The 18,885-nt window shown below is 49.8% G+C and carries 22 protein-coding genes; 14 read left to right on the top strand and 8 right to left on the bottom strand.

What is annotated here, in order from left to right:
• Positions 1-96: 96 nt before the first annotated feature.
• A complete protein-coding gene (locus ACMHKJ_RS05065) occupies positions 97-1,011 on the top strand; it encodes a LysR family transcriptional regulator (RefSeq protein WP_413492422.1) in 915 nt (304 codons plus the stop codon).
• Here the strand turns inward: ACMHKJ_RS05065 and ACMHKJ_RS05060 are convergent.
• On the bottom strand, positions 1,001-1,927 hold the full coding sequence (locus ACMHKJ_RS05060; RefSeq protein WP_413492421.1) for a LysR family transcriptional regulator: 927 nt from the start codon (positions 1,925-1,927) through the stop codon (positions 1,001-1,003). The two genes, ACMHKJ_RS05065 and ACMHKJ_RS05060, sit on opposite strands and share 11 nt — an antisense overlap.
• Before the next feature lie 113 nt (positions 1,928-2,040).
• Between ACMHKJ_RS05060 and ACMHKJ_RS05055 the strand changes: the two genes are divergently transcribed.
• Both ACMHKJ_RS05055 and ACMHKJ_RS05050 read left to right on the top strand, forming a co-directional pair.
• Entirely contained in the window at positions 2,041-2,919 is an 879-nt protein-coding gene (locus ACMHKJ_RS05055; RefSeq protein ID WP_413492420.1) for an MBL fold metallo-hydrolase, read from the top strand.
• 18 nt (positions 2,920-2,937) lie between these two features.
• Complete coding sequence (locus tag ACMHKJ_RS05050) at positions 2,938-3,579, top strand: DsbA family protein (RefSeq protein WP_413492419.1); 642 nt, start codon at positions 2,938-2,940, stop codon at positions 3,577-3,579.
• Here the strand turns inward: ACMHKJ_RS05050 and ACMHKJ_RS05045 are convergent.
• A complete protein-coding gene (locus ACMHKJ_RS05045; protein ID WP_413492417.1) occupies positions 3,562-4,230 on the bottom strand; it encodes a prepilin peptidase in 669 nt (222 codons plus the stop codon). The two genes, ACMHKJ_RS05050 and ACMHKJ_RS05045, sit on opposite strands and share 18 nt — an antisense overlap.
• A gap of 232 nt (positions 4,231-4,462) precedes the next feature.
• On the opposite strand from ACMHKJ_RS05045, the gene rsmE reads away from it, so the two are divergent.
• The 4 genes from rsmE to ruvX all read left to right on the top strand — a co-directional run bounded on the left by rsmE (position 4,463) and on the right by ruvX (position 7,232).
• Positions 4,463-5,194 carry a 16S rRNA (uracil(1498)-N(3))-methyltransferase gene (gene rsmE / locus ACMHKJ_RS05040; RefSeq protein WP_413492416.1) on the top strand — a complete coding sequence of 244 codons (732 nt, stop codon included), beginning with the start codon at positions 4,463-4,465 and terminating at the stop codon, positions 5,192-5,194.
• Between the two features lie 9 nt (positions 5,195-5,203).
• Positions 5,204-6,154, top strand: coding sequence for a glutathione synthase (gene gshB / locus ACMHKJ_RS05035; protein ID WP_413492415.1), 951 nt, complete (start codon positions 5,204-5,206; stop codon positions 6,152-6,154).
• A gap of 89 nt (positions 6,155-6,243) precedes the next feature.
• A complete protein-coding gene (locus ACMHKJ_RS05030; RefSeq protein WP_413492414.1) occupies positions 6,244-6,807 on the top strand; it encodes a YqgE/AlgH family protein in 564 nt (187 codons plus the stop codon).
• Entirely contained in the window at positions 6,807-7,232 is a 426-nt protein-coding gene (ruvX, locus tag ACMHKJ_RS05025) for a Holliday junction resolvase RuvX (protein ID WP_413492413.1), read from the top strand. Before ACMHKJ_RS05030 ends, ruvX begins: the two co-directional genes overlap by 1 nt.
• 19 nt (positions 7,233-7,251) lie before the next feature.
• On the opposite strand, the gene ACMHKJ_RS05020 is transcribed toward ruvX, so the two are convergent.
• Positions 7,252-8,283 carry a type IV pilus twitching motility protein PilT gene (locus tag ACMHKJ_RS05020; protein ID WP_413492412.1) on the bottom strand — a complete coding sequence of 344 codons (1,032 nt, stop codon included), beginning with the start codon at positions 8,281-8,283 and terminating at the stop codon, positions 7,252-7,254.
• A 21-nt stretch (positions 8,284-8,304) separates the two neighbouring features.
• On the opposite strand from ACMHKJ_RS05020, the gene ACMHKJ_RS05015 reads away from it, so the two are divergent.
• From ACMHKJ_RS05015 to hemW, 4 genes are all read left to right on the top strand, one after another.
• Positions 8,305-9,003: a YggS family pyridoxal phosphate-dependent enzyme gene (locus ACMHKJ_RS05015; protein WP_413492410.1), complete on the top strand. Its 699-nt coding sequence runs from the start codon at positions 8,305-8,307 to the stop codon at positions 9,001-9,003.
• Positions 9,004-9,085: 82 nt separating this feature from the next.
• Entirely contained in the window at positions 9,086-9,634 is a 549-nt protein-coding gene (locus ACMHKJ_RS05010; protein ID WP_067404067.1) for a YggT family protein, read from the top strand.
• Between the two features lie 12 nt (positions 9,635-9,646).
• Complete coding sequence (rdgB, locus tag ACMHKJ_RS05005) at positions 9,647-10,243, top strand: RdgB/HAM1 family non-canonical purine NTP pyrophosphatase (protein ID WP_413492409.1); 597 nt, start codon at positions 9,647-9,649, stop codon at positions 10,241-10,243.
• A complete protein-coding gene (hemW, locus tag ACMHKJ_RS05000; RefSeq protein WP_413492408.1) occupies positions 10,236-11,366 on the top strand; it encodes a radical SAM family heme chaperone HemW in 1,131 nt (376 codons plus the stop codon). Before rdgB ends, hemW begins: the two co-directional genes overlap by 8 nt.
• A 210-nt stretch (positions 11,367-11,576) precedes the next feature.
• On the opposite strand, the gene ACMHKJ_RS04995 is transcribed toward hemW, so the two are convergent.
• The 5 genes from ACMHKJ_RS04995 to trmB all read right to left on the bottom strand — a co-directional run bounded on the left by ACMHKJ_RS04995 (position 11,577) and on the right by trmB (position 15,546).
• Positions 11,577-12,533, bottom strand: coding sequence for a siderophore ABC transporter substrate-binding protein (locus tag ACMHKJ_RS04995; RefSeq protein WP_413492407.1), 957 nt, complete (start codon positions 12,531-12,533; stop codon positions 11,577-11,579).
• A gap of 160 nt (positions 12,534-12,693) precedes the next feature.
• Positions 12,694-13,422, bottom strand: a complete 729-nt coding sequence (locus ACMHKJ_RS04990) for a DUF2884 family protein (RefSeq protein ID WP_413492406.1) — start codon at positions 13,420-13,422, stop codon at positions 12,694-12,696.
• 45 nt (positions 13,423-13,467) lie between these two features.
• Positions 13,468-14,394 (bottom strand): glutaminase B, encoded by a 927-nt coding sequence (glsB, locus tag ACMHKJ_RS04985; RefSeq protein ID WP_413492404.1) that lies wholly within the window; start codon positions 14,392-14,394, stop codon positions 13,468-13,470.
• 106 nt (positions 14,395-14,500) lie between these two features.
• Positions 14,501-14,827, bottom strand: coding sequence for a YggL family protein (locus tag ACMHKJ_RS04980; RefSeq protein ID WP_413492403.1), 327 nt, complete (start codon positions 14,825-14,827; stop codon positions 14,501-14,503).
• The gene (gene trmB, locus ACMHKJ_RS04975; RefSeq protein WP_413492402.1) at positions 14,827-15,546 is read right to left on the bottom strand and encodes a tRNA (guanosine(46)-N7)-methyltransferase TrmB; all 720 of its coding nucleotides are present in this window, start codon (positions 15,544-15,546) and stop codon (positions 14,827-14,829) included. Before trmB ends, ACMHKJ_RS04980 begins: the two co-directional genes overlap by 1 nt.
• 227 nt (positions 15,547-15,773) lie before the next feature.
• On the opposite strand from trmB, the gene mutY reads away from it, so the two are divergent.
• The 3 genes from mutY (at position 15,774) to mltC (ending at position 18,253) form a co-directional block, all read left to right on the top strand.
• Complete coding sequence (mutY, locus tag ACMHKJ_RS04970) at positions 15,774-16,811, top strand: A/G-specific adenine glycosylase (RefSeq protein WP_413492401.1); 1,038 nt, start codon at positions 15,774-15,776, stop codon at positions 16,809-16,811.
• A gap of 24 nt (positions 16,812-16,835) precedes the next feature.
• The gene (locus ACMHKJ_RS04965) at positions 16,836-17,108 is read left to right on the top strand and encodes an oxidative damage protection protein (protein WP_067367570.1); all 273 of its coding nucleotides are present in this window, start codon (positions 16,836-16,838) and stop codon (positions 17,106-17,108) included.
• Between the two features lie 68 nt (positions 17,109-17,176).
• Complete coding sequence (gene mltC / locus ACMHKJ_RS04960; protein ID WP_413492400.1) at positions 17,177-18,253, top strand: membrane-bound lytic murein transglycosylase MltC; 1,077 nt, start codon at positions 17,177-17,179, stop codon at positions 18,251-18,253.
• Positions 18,254-18,885 lie beyond the last annotated feature (632 nt).

Here is an 18,885-nt window from a genome sequence, read left to right as displayed (position 1 = left end):
GGATCTCATTTTTTTCCATCGTGACAAAAAAATTGCGGGATTTAAAATATCTGATTTGCTAAGGTCTATTCATCTCTGATATACATTTGGTGAATAATGGAACAATACTCCTGGCGTCATATCGATATTTTTCACGCAGTCATGACGACAAAAAGCCTGACGGATGCCGCGCAATTACTGCATACCTCGCAGCCTACCGTCAGCCGTGAGCTTGCCCGTTTTGAGCAAATTCTGGGATTTTGTGTTTTTGACCGGATCAAAGGACGCCTACACCCGACAGAGCAGGGTCTGCGGCTGTTTGAAGAGGTGGAGCGCTCCTATTACGGACTGGAGCGCATCAGCCGCGCCGCCGAAAGCATCCGCCAGTTTCAGCATGCTCAGCTGACAATCACTTGCCTGCCTGCTTTTGCTCAGTCTCTTTTGCCAAAAGTCTGCCGCACATTTCACGGGCAGTATCCGGATGTCAATTTTGAAGTCGCTCCACAGGAGTCTCCGTTGCTGGAAGAGTGGCTGTCAGCACAGCGCTATGATTTGGGAATAACCGAACACACACGGACACCACCGGGCACCTTACAGGAAACATTACTGACACTCAGTGAAGTGTGTGTGTTACCGGAATCTCACCCGCTGTGTGACAAAACTGTGCTGACCCCGGCTGATTTTGCACATCAGAATTTTATCAGCCTGTCTGTGACGGACAGCTACCGCCAGATAATTGACGCCCTGTTTAATGAGCACCAGATTGCGCGGCGGATGATTATGGAAACACACAGCGCCGCATCTGTTTGCGCAATGGTTAAAGAAGGGATTGGTATATCCATTGTCAATCCGCTGACAGCCATGGATTGTGAGGGAATTTGTATCCGCCCGTTCAGCAGGCGCATTCCGTTCACCGTCAGCCTGATCCGCCCGCAACATCGCCCTCACTCCGCATTAACGGATATTTTCATTACTCATTTGCGGCAACATATGAAGATAATAAATAAGCAATTACAGCAGGTTACAGGTTAGTTTTTTCATCCAGCAAATACGGCAGCCAGTCAGGTGAGTGACCAAACCATTCCACCAGAAAATCCAGCAGCAAACGCAGTGGTCTTGCCATCCGCTCGCGGCTGGTATAAATACCGTAGATCCCCAGAGAAGGAAGCCGATATTCAGGAAACAGCCGAACCAGACGCCCGGATTTAAGATGCTCATACACAGAACAGTAAGGCTGCAATGCAATCCCTTCGCCGTTCAGTGTCGCTTCCAGCAAAAATGTGGACTCATTCGCGCTGAGCGCCCCGCCCACAGGAACAGATATAACTTCTGCATCCCGCTCAAACAACCATAAACTGCGCCCGTAGAAATTATAGGTCAGACACGTAAATTCACTGAGTGCCGCCGGATATTGCGGGCAACCATACTTTTCCAGATACGCCGGTGCAACACATACTACTGAATCACAACGGGAAAGCGGCCTGGCTATCAGGTTCGGTTCCAGGTTATTTGTAATCCGCACCGCCAGATCAATGCGCTCTTCCACCAGGCTTACCGCCTTGTTCGTGATCTGCACATCCACAGCAACTGCCGGATATCGCGCCCGGAACTGAACAATGGCTTTGGAAAGCGCCACCATCGCCAGCGACTGCGCACAGGTGATCCGGACCAGTCCGTGCACCGCATCATCCTCTGTTACTACAGGCTGGGCTATCGCTGCCGCCAGGTTCAGCAGATCCCGGCTTTGTATCAGCACATTTTCACCGGCGGAGGTCAGTGTCAGGCTGCGGGTTGTCCGGTTCAGCAGGCGCACTCCCGCCCAGTTTTCCATTTCAGCAAGGTAGCGTGTGACCATCGCGCGGGACATATCCAGTGAATCTGCCGCTTTGCTCATATTGCGCTGTTCGGTAATGGCGATAAAAACCTGTGCAGCAGTGATCCTGTCCATAGCATTTGTCCGGTTTATGCAACAATGAAGACCTGATTATGGGGTTTTTCCGGCGGATTATGCAATCTATTATAGCGCCATCTTAATTATTCACCTGCAAAAAGGATGACACCATGACAACGAAAACCCGCACCGCTCTGGCATTAACCGCCCTGATGACCGCCTCATTTGCCACTGTCGCCACGCCGCTGACACTGGATGTGTATAACCCCGGCGAAAAAAGTATCTTTCCCGTATCCTCTGAAATTATCAGCGGTAAAAATGAGGTGGTTCTGATTGATGCACAATTTCAAAAAGATGATGCTCAAATACTGGTTGATAAAATCCGCGCAACCGGCAAAACGCTGACAACGATTTATATCAGTCATTCAGATCCGGATTTTTATTTCGGACTGGATGAGCTGAAAAAAGCCTTCCCGGATGCTAAAATTGTAGCAACAAAGCAAACCGTTGATCTGATTAAAGAAAGTAAAGACAGCAAACTCGCCTACTGGGGTCCGGTTCTGAAAGAAAATGCCCCGCAGGCCGTTATTGTACCGGAGCCGTTAAAAGGCAATCGTATTCTGCTGGAAGGTGAAAGCATTCTGATTGAAGGGCTTGACGGTCCGGCACCGGAACGCAGCTATGTTTGGGTGCCGTCACTTTCTGCGGTGATGGGTGGTGTGCTGGTCTCTGAAAATATTCATGTCTGGCTGGCTGATACACAGACTGTGCAGTCCCGTCAGTACTGGCAGCAATCACTGAAAGAGATGCAGGCTAAAAAACCACACACCGTGGTGCCCGGTCACTATACCGGTAACAGCCATTTTTCACCGGCAACCATTCAGTTTACGGCAGATTATCTGACCCGTACTGAAGCCGCACTGCCGGGCAGTAAAGATGCACAGGCACTGATCGATACCATGAAAACGGCTTACCCGGCACTGGCTGATGAATCAAGCCTTGAACTAAGTGCCAAAGTCCTGAAAGGCGAAATGCAGTGGCCGCAGTAATCTGATAAGGAATGTTCTATGTCTGTAAAAAACATGTCTGCAAAAAATGAGTCTGTAAAAACGCTGCACTATATTTATGATCCGCTCTGCGGTTGGTGTTACGGAATTGCCCCGTTTATTCAGGCGGCACATGCACAAGGCGTGACAATCACCCTGCACGGCGGCGGCATGATCACCGGCTCGCAGCGCCGCCCTGTGGATGACGGCCTGCGTGAAATGATCCTGAGCCACAATCAGCGCATCACCCAACTGACCGGGCAACCTTTCACTGATGCCTATCACGCCCTGCTGAAAGACAGAGAGTGGGTGATGGATTCAGTACCGCCGATTGCCGCCATACTCAGTGCGCAGTCTCAGTCAGGCAAAGGCATTGAGATGCTGGATGCCTGCCAGAAAGCGTATTATCAGGATGGTTTACCGCTGACAAAGGAGACACTGCGCAAACTGGCCGCTGACCTGGGTATCGATGATATACAGTCAGACCAGACTGAACAGCACATCAATGAAAGCCGTCAGTTATTTGTTCATCAGCCGGCAGGTGGATTCCCTACCCTGCTGCTTGAAGAGAACGGTGTTTTTCAGCACATCCCGAACCAGGCTGTTTTGGGTGGAAAATCCCATTGGGATACACTGATCACGCAGCTAAAACCTGCCGTCTGACATAGTGCTCATCACAATAATCATCCCTGCAATTAAATGCGGCCCGAACGCGATAATGCGCGGGCCGCTGTGCAGGGAGTTATCATATCGCGCACGGACATAGCACAGCAGATACACCACCAGCGCCGATGAGCAGGCAAGCAGCATCAGTATTGCCAGTTTTTCTGCTCCTACCCAGGCGCCCATGGAAGAAAACAGTTTGATATCCCCGCCGCCCAGCCCGCTCTGTTTTTGCCGCCACGCGTATCCCTCCGCCACAGCCCATAACAAAATAAACCCTGCAATAACGCCGTATAACGCATCTGAAAAGGGGATTTTCTGTACTTCTGTCTGAAACAACAACCCGCCCCACAGCACAGAAAAAACCAGTTTATCCGGCAGATAAAACACAGCATTATCAATATGAAACAGTATAATCAGACAAATAAACAGCAGTGAATAACAGACCGCACACAGAACCTGTCTGTCTGACCAATACACAATCAGCCCGCCTGCAAGCAGACAGTGAAAAAACAGCCATCCGCTATGCAGCTTTTGCGGATACTGATAATAGTGACGCAGAATATATTCCGTTCCCGTTTTTAATGGCAAAGGCAATAATAATGCCCAGCTAATCATAATCAGCCCGTTCATTTGTCCTTTTTCTTCCATATCGTTTTTCTTTTTTCCATAGCATTCAGCCTGCCCGACACCGGCTGAAAATGCCCGGAATTTTCCCTGTTTTCATCTGAATTACATTTTTTTTCGGTCCGCAACGCAATAATGACGGTTGAGATCCGTGCTATGATCCCGGTCAAAAGCTTGCAGTGAGGATCCCCCCTCTATTATCATGGGGCTATGTGTATAAACCGGCAGCCGCCGGCAGAACGTAAAGGATATTTTCATGCGTATTCCGCGCATTTATCACCCTGATCCCTTAACACCGGGTATGGTCACAAATCTGACTGACGATGGCGCAAACCACGTTTCACGGGTTCTCCGGATGAAAACCGGTTATTCACTGATCCTGTTTAACGGCTCCGACAAAATTTTTAATGCTGAAATTGCCGATGCGGGTAAAAAAAATGTCGCTGTCCGCATTCTGGATGAACAGGAAGATAACCGTGAATCACCGCTGAATATTCATCTGGGACAGGTTATGTCCCGCGGTGAAAAAATGGAATTTACCATTCAGAAATCCGTTGAGCTGGGTGTTCAGATTATTACCCCCCTGATCTCTGAACGTTGTGGTGTTAAACTCGATGGTGAACGACTGGAAAAAAAACAGCAGCAGTGGCAGAAAATTGCTATCGCCGCCTGCGAACAGTGCGGACGTAATGTTATCCCGGTGATCCGCCCGGTACAGTCCCTGGAAGACTGGTGTGCGGAAACCGACGATGCGCTGAAAATTAATTTACATCCGCGCGCCTCACAAAGTATCAATACGCTGCCGGCAGAAACCGCTAAAGTGCGTCTTCTGATTGGTCCCGAAGGCGGGCTGTCCGCAGAAGAAATCGCAATGACAGCGGGTCATCAGTTCACCGATATTTTATTAGGTCCGCGTGTGTTACGTACAGAAACTACCGCGCTCACTGCAATCACTGCATTGCAGGTGCGTTTCGGCGATCTGGGTTAAGGAGATAAAATGATTAAGCTCGGTATTGTGATGGATCCTATCGATTCCATCAAAATCAAAAAAGACACCAGTTTCGCGATGCTGCTTGAAGCACAGCGCCGTGGTTATGAAATCCATTATATGGAGATGAATGACCTTTATCTGCATCAGGGCGTTGCCCGTGCCCGCACCCGCACACTGACGGTCAAAGAAGACCCGGCGGGCTGGTATCAGTTCGGTACAGAGCAGGATATCGCTCTGGGAACACTCAATACCATTCTGATGCGCAAAGATCCGCCGTTTGATACTGAATTTATCTACGCCACCTATATCCTGGAGCGCGCAGAAAGCGCGGGCTCCCTGATAATCAACAAACCGCAGAGTCTGCGTGACTGTAATGAAAAACTATTCACCGCCTGGTTTGCTGATTTAACACCGGACACCCTGGTCACCCGCAGTGAACAGCGCCTGCGTGATTTCCATAAAAAACACGGCGATGTGATTTTCAAACCGCTTGATGGTATGGGCGGCGCATCTATTTTCCGTCTGAAACAGGATGATCCGAATGTCGGCGTGATTATTGAAACCCTGACAAATCACGGTCACACATTCTGTATGGCACAAAATTTTCTGCCTGCTATTAAAGACGGTGACAAACGCATTCTGATGGTGGATGGCGAGCCGGTTCCTTACTGCCTCGCACGTATTCCGGCAAAAGGTGAAACCCGCGGTAACTTAGCTGCCGGTGGTCACGGTGAAGTGCGTCCGCTGAGTGAGAGCGATTGGGCGATAGCCCGCAGTGTTGCGCCGGTTCTTAAAGAAAAAGGACTGATTTTTGTCGGACTGGATGTTATTGGTGACCGCCTGACTGAAATTAACGTAACCAGCCCGACCTGCGCCCGTGAAATTGAAGCCGCACATCCGGATGTGTCTGTTACCGGTATGCTGATGGATGCGATTGAAAAGCGTCTCGGCCGGTAACTGATACGCACCGTTGCACCATCCTTCCACTTATACCCGCAGCCCGTGTCTGATTTCCGGTCTGCGGGGCTGATACAGAAAAGAAGGTTATGAACTTACAACATCATTTTCTCATAGCGATGCCCTCGCTTGATGACCCTTATTTCGGGCGTTCGGTTATTTATCTGTGTGAACACAATGAAAACGGGGCAATGGGACTTGTGATCAACAAACCGACAGAGCAGCTTTCTGTCGGTAAAATTTTGCAGAAGCTGAAGATTTCACCGGAAACCTGTGATGAAAATCAGTCACTTGAAAAGCCGGTTCTTGTCGGCGGACCGGTTTCTGAAGAGCACGGTTTTGTACTGCACTCCGGTGATCAGGAATACGCGGCCAGCACACGCCTCGCCGATGACCTGTTTCTGACCACCTCTAAAGATGTACTTGAAGCGCTGGGGACATCCCGCCAACCGGCCCGTTATCTGATGACACTCGGATATGCCAGCTGGACAGCCGGTCAGCTTGAACGCGAAATCATGGAAAACAGCTGGCTGGTGGCTGGCGCCACTCAAAATCTGATTTTCCGTACACCGTTGCCGGATCGCTGGCGTGACGCCGCTGCCGCAATCGGCGTGAACATCTATACCATTGCACCACAGGCCGGACATGCATAATGAGTAATAATACGGTTATTTCCTTTGATTTCGGCACCAAAAGTATCGGCGTTGCCGTCGGTCAGACGATCACCGGCACCGCCCGCCCGCTGACCGCACTGAAAGCCCGTGAGGGTATTCCGGACTGGGAGCTGATTGGCGCTATTTTCCGTGAATGGCTGCCGGATTATGTTGTCGTCGGTCTGCCTCTGAATATGGATGGCACAGAGCAACTGGTGACTAATCAGGCGAAAAAATTTGCCAACCGCCTGCACGGACGCTTCGGGATCCGCGCCGAATTACACGACGAGCGTCTCAGTACAGTCGAGGCCCGCGCAACTCTGTTTGCCGGCGGTGGTTACCGCGCACTCGGAAAAGACAAAGTTGATTCAGCCTCTGCGGTGATTATCCTCGAAAGCTGGTTTGAGCAGCTTTACGGCGGATAAACTCACCCTCTGCCGCGCGTTATCCCGCACTCCACGACGGTATGGTATCCGCTCCGCCGGGTACTTCCCCCCGGCTCTGCCGCCATTGCAGACATTGCTCTTCTGTCATCATTCCCAGTTGTGCGCCGGTCTGCTGGTGGGTGGCTATCTGGTATGATTTATCATCGCGGATCAAACTGGCTACCGCCGGGGTATTGATCAGCACATCAAACAGCGCACAACGCCCGCCACCCTGCTTTGCAATCAGATGCTGGCTCAGCACAGCCACCAGACTGCCCGCCAACTGGCTGCATACCCGCGCTTTCTCAGTACCGCTGAAAACATCAGTCAGGCGTTCAATGGCAGCGACAGCACCCCGGGTATGCAACGTGCTCAGCACCAGATGCCCGGTTTCCGCCGCCGTCAGCGCCAGGCGGATAGTGGCTTCATCCCGCAGTTCCCCCAGCAAAATCACATCCGGGTCCTGGCGCAGTGCGGCTCTCAGCGCCTGCTGATAATCCGCACAGTCCCGGCCAATCTCCCGCTGGCGGATAAGCGATTGCCTGCCGGTATGGCGGAATTCAACCGGGTCCTCCAGAGTAATAATATGTCGCCGGCAGTGCTGATTAAGGTGATTGATCAGTGCCGCCAGCGTGCTGGACTTTCCGCTGCCGGTGGCACCAGTGACTAAAATCAGCCCGCAGTTTGTCTTAGTGATAAGGTCGGCAAATACCGGCGGCGCACTGATATCCTCCAGTGTCGGAACTGAGGGGCTAATCAGGCGGACAGCGGCATTGAGATGCCCGTCCGCCTGAAAAATATTCGCCCGTAAAGGTTGATCGCGGATAAACAACGCAAGATCCGCCTGCCCCTTTGCCATCAATTTATGGTAATTTGCCTCGTCGAGGATCGTCTTTACCCAGCAATGTAATGCATCTTCTGTCACAACCGCGCAGTGTGTTTGTGAAAAAAGCTGACCATCAACCCGTAAAACCGGCACCTGATTCACACAAAGGTGCAGATCGGATGCATTATGCTTTACACTAAGGCCGATTAAATTATCCATATTCATTAGGTTATCTCCCGGATCATCATGAAACTAATTAAAGACAATCTGACAGAAATCAGAGAACGGATAAGCGCAACAGCACAAAAATGCGGGCGTGATCCACAGACAATCACCTTACTTGCCGTCAGTAAAACCAAACCTGTGAGCGCGCTCGAAGAAGCGATAAATGCAGGACAATTATGCTTTGGTGAAAATTACGTGCAGGAAGGCGTTGAAAAAATTGAATATTTCGCCGGAAACACTGATCTTGAATGGCACTTTATCGGCCCGTTGCAGTCTAATAAAAGTCGCCCGGTCGCTGAACATTTTGACTGGTGCCACACGGTTGACCGGTTAAAAATAGCACAGCGCCTGAGTGACCAGCGCCCGGCAGACAAAGCACCGCTGAATGTACTGATTCAGATAAACATCAGTGATGAAAACAGCAAATCCGGGATAACCTTAACGGAGCTTCCGGCACTAGCTGAACAGGTATCCACCCTGCCAAACATCTGCCTGCGCGGATTGATGGCAATACCGGCGCCGGAATCTGACCCGGCACGCCAATGTGCGGTCTTCCGTCAGATGGAAACTGCATTTCATGAATTACAGACGCTGTATCCGCAGATTGATACATTATCGATGGGCATGACGGATGATATGGACGCCGCAATCACCTGCGGATCCACTATGGTTCGCATCGGAACCGCAATTTTCGGTGCGCGTAACTATTCCGTGTCGTAATCATCCTGTATCCTGACGCTGATTATTACCGATCCGTTTTATCACGAACCCGTTATTTTGTTTTTTGCCAAGGACTTCACCGATGCAAACGCTGAATTTTATTGTTACCACGTTCCTGCACGTTTACGCCACTATTTTGCTGTTGCGTGTCTGGATGCAATGGGTCAGAGCGGATTTCTATAATCCGTTTGCCCAGTTTGTTGTAAAAGCAACCCAGCCGGTTGTCCGTCCGCTGCGCCGTATTCTCCCGTCAGTCGGGCCGATTGATACCGCCTCTGTGGTTGTTGCTTACATCGCTGTTTTGCTGAAAACCCTCTTTCCGTGGCTTCTGATGGGAATGCAGGGACAGCTCGGCGCACTGATGCTGCTGCTGGCTCTCTTTAACCTTATCTACCTTGCCGGTATGACAGTCTTCTGGGTCATTCTGGGACGCGCACTGTTAAGCTGGTTCAGCCAGGGGCGCAACCCGGTGGATTATGTTCTGATGCAGCTGACAGAGCCGCTGATGGCACCATTCCGCCGTATTATCCCGCCAATGGGCGGCATTGATTTCTCCGCAATGATTGTTATTTTTATTCTTTATGCACTGAACTATCTCTACAGCGATATCGTTCAGTGGGTACTTCTCTGATCAGGTTATGATATGACCCGGAAAATTGTTTTAGCTACCGGAAATGCCGGAAAAGTGCGCGAAATGGCGTCATTACTGGCAGCTGTTGGTATGGATGTCGTTGCGCAGACTGAACTGGGAGTGGGCTCGGTTGAAGAAACCGGGCTGACCTTTGTTGAAAATGCCATTATCAAAGCCCGCCATGCTGCAAAAATAACCGGATTAGCGGCGATCGCCGACGATTCAGGCATTTCGGTCGATTATCTCTGTGGTGCGCCGGGAATTTATTCTGCCCGCTATGCCGGACAGGATGGCAACGACGGTGCCAATATGGTGAAATTGCTGGATGCCCTTGAAGGCGTTCCCGCAGCGCAACGTCAGGCGCAATTTAACTGTGTACTGGTATATATGCGTCATGAATCAGACCCGACACCCATTATTTGTCACGGACGCTGGCACGGAATAATTGCAGAACAGGCACAGGGCGACGGCGGTTTTGGTTATGACCCGGTTTTCTGGTTACCGGAACTGAACAAAACAGCAGCACAGTTGCGCCCGGAAGAGAAACAGGCAATATCTCACCGCGGACATGCACTGACACTGCTGTCGGAAGCTCTGCGCAATGGATAAGCTTCCTCCGCTCAGTCTGTATATCCATATTCCGTGGTGTGTTCAGAAGTGTCCGTACTGTGATTTTAACTCTCACGCGCTCAAAGGTGAGGTGCCGCATGATGATTATGTGGCACACCTGCTGGCGGATTTAGATGCTGACCTGCCCCTGGTACCGGGGCGGGAGATCCGCACTATTTTTATCGGCGGCGGCACACCCAGTCTGCTGAGTGCAAAGGCAATGCAAAACCTGATGGACGGCGTTCGTGCACGAATTCCTGTTGCCGCAGATGCAGAAGTGACAATGGAGGCCAACCCGGGCACGGTGGAAGCAGATCGCTTCAGTGGCTATCAGCGTGCCGGTATCAACCGGATTTCAATTGGCGTTCAGAGCTTCGGCGATGACAAGCTTATCCGCCTCGGACGTATCCATGATGCCGGTGAAGCCAAACGGGCGGCACGGCTGGCGGCGACACTCGGGCTTCGCAGCTTTAACCTCGATCTGATGCACGGCCTGCCGGATCAGACTCTGGATGAAGCACTGAATGACCTGCGGCAGGCAATTGAATTATCCCCGCCGCATCTGTCCTGGTATCAGCTGACAATTGAACCGAATACCGGCTTCGGCTCCCGCCCGCCGGTTCTGCCGGATGATGATCTGCTGTGGGATATTTTCTCTCAGGGACATCAGTTACTGACACAGGCAGGCTATGAGCAGTATGAAACCTCCGCTTATGCAAAACCGGGCTTTCAGTGTCAGCACAATCTCAATTACTGGCGTTTCGGGGATTATCTGGGGATCGGCTGTGGCGCACACGGTAAGGTTTCATTTGACGACGGGCGCATTCTGCGGACAGTGAAAACCAAACACCCCCGCGGTTATATGGGCGGGCGCTATATGGATAAACAGCATGACGTGGACCAGGACGATCGTCCGTTTGAGTTCTTTATGAACCGCTTCCGGCTGCTGGAAACGATGTCGCGCAGTGATTTCACCCATTACACCGGTCTGCCTGAATCCGTGATCCGCCCACAGCTTGATGCAGCTCTGGCAGCAGGTGAGATCCGGGAAACAGATACCCACTGGCAAATCACCGAACACGGGAAGTTATTCCTCAATACCTTGCTTGAGCGTTTTTTATAATATTTATACCCTTATTCATTCAAATTGCAGGTTCGTTGTCCGCACTCAGCCAGCCGGGTCACATACTGATGTATGCTCCCCGTCTGGCTTCCCTTGCCGCCTGCCTGCATCTTGAATGATGTTGGGTATAACCGCTTTTATAATAAAGAAAGCCCGGTGAATATTTATATACTCACCGGGCTTTTTATATCACTGATGTGAATGCCTGAATTACAGTGCGCCTTCCACTTCCTTCACCTGACGGTTCAGGCTGTCCAGCCCGCCACCGGAGAGATACCAGAGATCCGGCTGTAACACGATAATTTTTCCGTCTTTGTATGCGTTGGTTTTTTTCACGCCATCTGTTTCAAATGCCGCTTTATCCCACGCCCCTGCACCAATTGCCGCACTGCGGTCAATCACAAGGATCACATCCGGATTCAGTTCTGCCACCATTTCCGGTGTTACCAGTGCGCGCTTACCTTTTTCAGCATTTGCATCAACCGGGATATCGACACCAGCGGCTTTAACAACCTGGTAGACAACCGGTTGTTTATTCGGAAATAATTTTCCGTCATTATGCAGCATGACCAGCACTTTTTTACCGGATTTTGCCGCTTTTTCCTGAGCCTGAACAATAGTTTTGTTCAGTGTTGCCAGCGCTTCAGCAGTTTTTTTATCAATATCATAAAGCTGACCGATCAGCGCAATATTCGCTTGCGCCGATTTCAGATAATCATCACCACCGGTTCCCAGGTTTACTGTCGGTGCGATTTTGCTCAGCTCATCAAACGATTTACCCTGACGCCCGGTTATCACAATCAGGTCCGGCTTCAGTTCTGCAATTTTAGCAAGATCCGGCGTTTTCATTCCGCCCGCATCGACTACACTACTGTTTACCTGCCCTTTCAGATACTCAGGCAGATTACTCAGCGGCAGCCCGGCAACATTGTCCGCCAGACCAAGCTGTTTCATGGTGTCATACACACCGAAATCAAACAGCACCACACGGGCAGGTTTGCGTACAACCTCTGTTTTTCCTGACTGATGTTCAATGGTCAGCAGCGGCGTTTTGCCCGCAACGGCGGTAATGTGATTAGGTGTATACTGCGGCGAAGTCTCTGCCTGTGCGGATACACAAACAAAACTCAGAAAAGGGATTAATACTAACGGAATGATTTTTTTCATGTTCCTGCCTGATTAAATGCGTTTAACGTCGCAATTCATTCTAGGGAGAAGAACAAACAAGTCAATCAAATAAGAATCATTATCATAACAATTATCATTAATTTGATGCTGACCGGCTAAAAAAAGGGTTACCGGCGCACAACACACCGGTAACCTTATTTTATTTAAGGGAATTAATCAGTTGAATACGTTGCTGCTCCAGTGTGGTCACTTTTCCGCACACCTGTCTGCTGAACTGTTTAAACTCATCTTCCTGTTCATGCACTGCCTGCTGCAAGGATTTCTGCAATCCATCCAGCCCGGCGAGCGCCGCACCGGCACCCTGTTTTCCGCCACTCAGACCGGCGAGTAACTGTTTGCGGGCGATTTCGTTAATCGCATCCTGCAACATACCGCCCATGCGCTGCTGGATCTCCGCACGTCCTTCCAGCTCAACTTCTTTTATCGCCAGATGATGAAATGCATATCCATCCGGACGGGTTTCAATAATCCGGTTGATTTGTTTATTCAGGTCATTTTCCAGCAAGGGCAGATGGCTGCGCAACCGGCTGTCAGAGCCCATTTCTTTGATCAATACTTTATCCAGTGCCTGACCCGCTTTTGCTATCCGGGTGACCGCCTGCTGTTTTATCCACGGCACATCCTGACGCACGCCCGCCTGGTAACGCTTAGCATCACTGCTTTGTGTACTGCTCAGTGTCAGCGGTTTCCCATCACGGGTAATCTGTCCGTCAGGGGTGATTTTCATCTCCCCGCTCTTCCCGGTGACCTGAACATAAGACGGCGTGATGACCAAATCATCTTTCGGGGTAACACTGCACTGATAACCTTCAGCACAAGCCAGTGAAGCAGCCCCCAGGCTCAGAATGGCGATCCATTTGCGTAACATAAATACTCCTGATTCTCAGACGGCGGACGCTGAACCCGGCCGGGTTCAGAAAATGGAACGCCCGATTTTTGCAGATAACATCTCTAAGGCAGCGCAACCTGCCAAAGAGTTCCCTGAACCATCAAGTTCCGGTGACCAGACCACCACAGAAAACTCATTCGGCACCACACACACTATCCCCCCGCCGACCCCGGATTTCCCCGGCATCCCGATACGGAAGGCAAATTCACCCGACCCGTCATACATGCCGCAAGTCAGCATCAGCGCGTTAATCTGGCGTGACTGAAGTGGCGTAATGATAGCGTCACTCACACCCGGTGCATGACCGCCATTCGCCAGATACGCAAAACAGGTCGCCAGTTCAGCACAATTCATCGACAACGCACAATAGTGAAAATAATTTTCCAGCACGGTCAGTACATTATTTTCAAAATTACCAAACGATTTCATCAGAAACGCAATCGCCGCATTGCGGCTGCCATGCTCCAGTTCTGAACGCGCAACCCGCAGGTCGTAAGAGATATCATCATTGCCGGTCAGTTTGCGGACAAAGTCCAGCATCCGCTGGCGCGGCGCACTCAGTCGTGACTGAAGCATATCGGCGATAATAATGGCGCCTGCATTAATAAACGGATTACGCGGGATACCTTTTTCCATCTCAAGCAAAACCAGAGAATTAAACGGCAGACCGGAAGGCTCTTTACCGACACGCGCCCAGATTTCGGATTCGTTATAGCGCGTTAATGCCAGTGTCAGACTGAGCACTTTAGAAATGGATTGTATGGAAAACCGCTGATGTGCATCACCGGCAGTAAACATCTCACCGCCCACAGTACAGACCGCTATTCCCAACTGGTGAGGCGATACCTCTGCCAGTGCGGGAATATAATCCGCCACTTTTCCCGTGCCGATAAGAGGACGGACACGGTGTAAAATATCATCCAGTAATTCATGGCTAAAGTGTGTGGTCACGGTTGTTACTCCAGAAGCACGGCGCCCCGTAAAGCCGGATGCCAAAGAGAGATAAGGGCACCAAATTAGGTGCCCTTATAATAATTAGCGTGGTAAATAATTAATCTCAATCCCACCAGATATCGAACAATTCAGATATCTGAATGTTCTGCATACCTTTGTTTTTCAGCCAGTCACCGACCATTTTGCGGTGTTCATCGGTACATTCGCCGATTTTTTCCAGACAAACCAGACCTTCCCAGCTCATATAGCCGCTTGCGTCCAGAGCCAGGCCATTCGGTTCAATCACTTCAGCGATCAGTGCATCAACAGTGCTGTCGACAACATTAATATCTGTTCCTTCCGGGAAATCCCACTTAAAAGAGAAACCCAGTTCGCGGAACTCACCGATGTGCATTTTTTTCCGTAAACGACGACTGCGTTGTATTGCCATTATTTCATCCTCTCAAACATCAGATCCCAGACACCATGCCCTAAGCGATGGCCGCGTTTTTCAAACTTGGTAACCGGCCGGGTGTCCGGGCGCGGTACATAATCTTGTGTTGCCGAGATATTGCCATAGCCCGGCGCCTGAGTCATTACCTCAATCATGTGTTTTGCATACGGCTGCCAGTCGGTCGCCATATGAAAGATACCACCCTGAGCCAGTTTTCCGCGCAGTTTTTCCGCAAACGGCAACTGAACAATACGTCGTTTATTGTGACGGGTCTTATGCCATGGATCAGGGAAAAACAGCTGCACCATATGCAGGCTGTTATCCGGGATCATTTTATCCAGGACTTCAATAGCATCATGGCACATAACGCGCAGGTTGGTCACGCCGGCATCCTGTACATCAGCCAGACACGCCCCCACACCCGGCCCGTGAACTTCAATACCCAGATAGTTTTTTTCCGGATTTTGTTTCGCCATTTCGACCAGCGATGTTCCCATGCCAAAGCCAATTTCGAGTGTAACCGGCGCATCGCGCCCGAACAGCACGGTGAAATCCAGCAGTTCCGGTGTGAAATCCATCCCCACGGAAGGCCATAATTGAGTCATTGCATCTTCCTGACGTTTAGTCAGACGCCCCTGACGGCGCACAAAGCTGCGGACCCGGCGCATAGCTCTGCCGTCTTCATCAAATTCAGGCGAAATTACATTGTTCATCATAAGGTTTGCTGTCAGTGTTCCGGCAAAAATATAGCATAACGTGTCCGGCAGGGAGATATTGCCCGTACGGCAGACACGCGAAAAGTGCGCCAAGTTTAGCAAGAGACAGCACACTTCGCACCGGTTAATCATACCTTTTGCACAATTTCCGGTAAAAGTTGGTTTACAGCCGCAAAACAGTGTGCTGGAATCTCAGACAATTAAAATTATTCAATAATTATATTCAAATGGATGCACTGCAATTTTCGCAATCAGTTCTGACGTGGTATCACCGCTACGGCAGAAAAACCCTGCCATGGCAGCAGGAAAAAAGCCCTTATCATGTCTGGCTCTCTGAAGTGATGCTGCAACAGACCCAGGTTGCAACGGTTATCCCATATTTTAACCGCTTTATCGCCCGCTTTCCGGCGATAAGCGATTTAGCCGCAGCACCAACGGATGAAGTGCTGCACCTGTGGACCGGTCTGGGTTATTACGCCCGCGCCCGCAACTTACATAAAGCCGCGCAGACTATCGCCACTGAATTCGGCGGGCAGTTTCCGGTCACATTTGAGGATGTTGTTGCACTCCCGGGTGTCGGGCGCTCAACAGCCGGTGCTATTTTATCATTATCGCAAAATCAGCATTTCCCGATTCTGGACGGCAACGTCAAGCGGGTACTGGCTCGCTGCTATGCCATTGACGGCTGGCCGGGCAAAAAAGATGTCGAAAACCGGCTGTGGGATATTTCAACCCGCGTCACGCCGGCAGATGGTGTGCAGTATTTTAATCAGGCGATGATGGATCTGGGTGCGATGGTCTGTACCCGCAGCAAGCCAAAATGTGATTTGTGTCCGCTGCAAAGCGGCTGTATCGCCTATGCGCAGCATAATCCGACCGCCTGGCCGGGTAAAAAACCGAAAAAAACCATTCCGGAAAAAACGGCTTATTTTCTTATCATGCAACAGGATAATGAGATCTGGCTGGAAAAACGCCCCGAGAAAGGAATTTGGGGCGGATTATACAGTTTTCCGCAATTTGAAACCGAAGATGCCCTGCATGAATGGCTGGCGCAACAACATGTCCGCCATACTCCCCTGCAGCAACTGATTGCATTCCGTCATACATTCAGTCATTTTCATCTGGATATTGTTCCCGTTGCCACAAACATTACTGATCGCACTGCTGTCCGGGACGGCAGCGACGGGATTTGGTATAACAGCCAAAATCCACCGGCAATCGGCCTTGCCGCACCGGTGGAAAACCTGCTAAAGCAAATCGGGTAAATACCCCATTTTTAAGGATGTTACATGAGCCGAACTATTTTTTGCACCTTTCTTCAGCGCGATGCCGATGGTCAGGACTTCCAGCTTTATCCGGGAGAATTAGGCAAGCGTATTTTCAATGAGATATCCAAAGAAGCCTGGCAACAGTGGATGTCAAAACAAACCATGCTTATCAATGAGAAAAAACTCAGCACCATGAATCCTGATGATCGCAAACTGCTTGAGCAGGAAATGGTCAATTTCCTGTTTGAAGGCCATGATATTCATATTGAAGGCTACACGCCGCCTGAGAAATAATCCTGATATCAGAGCCGCTGCCGGCTCTGATATTGTTTCTGAACCCGGACTTCATCGTATTTATACCCATGAAAAAAATTGTTACGCTGATGATTATTGCACCGCTGCTGGCTTCCTGTACCGGTTCGCAAGACCAGACGGATTACCGTCCGGAGTATGTTAAGGATACAAACGGATTTGATATTTTGATGGGGCAGTTCGCCCATAACATAGAAAATATCTGGGGAATGAAAGAGGTCCTGATTGCAGGACCAAAGGATTACGTCAAATATACCGATCAATATCAAACCCGCTCCCACATTAACTTTGATGCGGGTACAGTAACCATTGAAACTATTGCCGGGACAGAGGCGCAAGCGCATCTGCGCCGGGCGATTATCAGCACATTACTGATGGGCGAAGATCCGGGCTCGGTTGACCTTTATTCCGATGCCAATGACGTCACTATCAGTAAAGAGCCGTTCCTGTTTGGTCAGGTGCTGGACAATGAAGGTCAGCCGGTTCGCTGGGAATGGCGTGCCACCAAGTTTGCCGATTACCTTGTCACCAGTAAATTACAGCGCCGCCAGTCCGGTTCACAGATGATTAGCTACATCACACTGAAACTGGTACCAAACCATCTTGATCAGCGCGCGCACAAATATCTGCCGTTTATCCGTCAGGCATCCGCTAAATATGGTGTGGAAGAATCCCTGATCCTGGCTATTATGCAGACTGAATCCAGCTTCAACCCGTATGCCGTCAGCCGTTCTGATGCGCTGGGTCTGATGCAGATCATGCCGAATACCGCCGGACGTGATGTGTTTAAATCGCAAGGTCGTTCCGGTGTACCGGGCAGAAACTATCTGTTTGATCCGGCAAGTAATATCGATACCGGGACTGCCTATCTGGCTATCCTGCAAAATACGTACCTTGGCGAGATAAGCAACCCGACCTCACGACGTTATGCCGTCATCACTGCCTACAACGGCGGTGCGGGCAGTGTGCTGCGCGTGTTCCACAGTGATAAAAAACAGGCCGCCCGCATCATCAGTGGTATGGAACCGGGTAAAGTATACGAAACACTGACAACAAAACACCCGTCAGGCGAATCCCGTAACTACCTGCGTAAAGTTAACGATCTCCAGAAAGGTTATCGTCGTTAATTATTTCTGCGGACGGGAATTTCTTGTCCGCAGAAATACGCAAGCCCACATCCCTCACACATACAAACCTAAATCCTCCCAAAAAATCATCAGCCACAACAGTAACGACCTGTTCCGGCGAGTTAAAGCGACCTGCAATAAATGGTGGTGATGCTTATCCCTCAGCCCCGGACAATACAAACCCAAAATATCCTGATACTGACAAAAAATTAATCCTCAGACTAAACAAGCAAAAGAAGCGGAACAACAGCAGATAACACAAGACAGTATTTTTCTGAACGTTGCAAAGCAAAGATTCACATTGAAACAGGTCAGCTCTAAACATACGGAAGACATTCGAAAGTGGATGGCACTTTTTGGTGAGTACATACACAGGTACTTTCTGAAAAATTGCGCGTCACCCTTAGGATATTTCTTATAATTATTATTTTGAACAACCTATTTGTAATAATATTGTATTTTGAATGCTACATTTCATGTCAAACAAGAACAAACACATGATTAAATTAAATATTTTTATTATTTTGTTATTTTATTATTTTGTTAACCTTTGAAATAAAGTATAAAAAATTTAAAATTACGCATAAAAAAACCTATTTACATTGTTTATTTGGTGATAATAACAAAAAAAA

Origin of the sequence: Morganella psychrotolerans (assembly GCF_965118875.1) — a bacterium.
GTDB classification, from domain to species: Bacteria; Pseudomonadota; Gammaproteobacteria; order Enterobacterales; family Enterobacteriaceae; genus Morganella; species Morganella psychrotolerans_C.
Note: the sequence above shows the minus strand (reverse complement) of the source record. Positions and strands in the feature narration are given on the sequence as shown.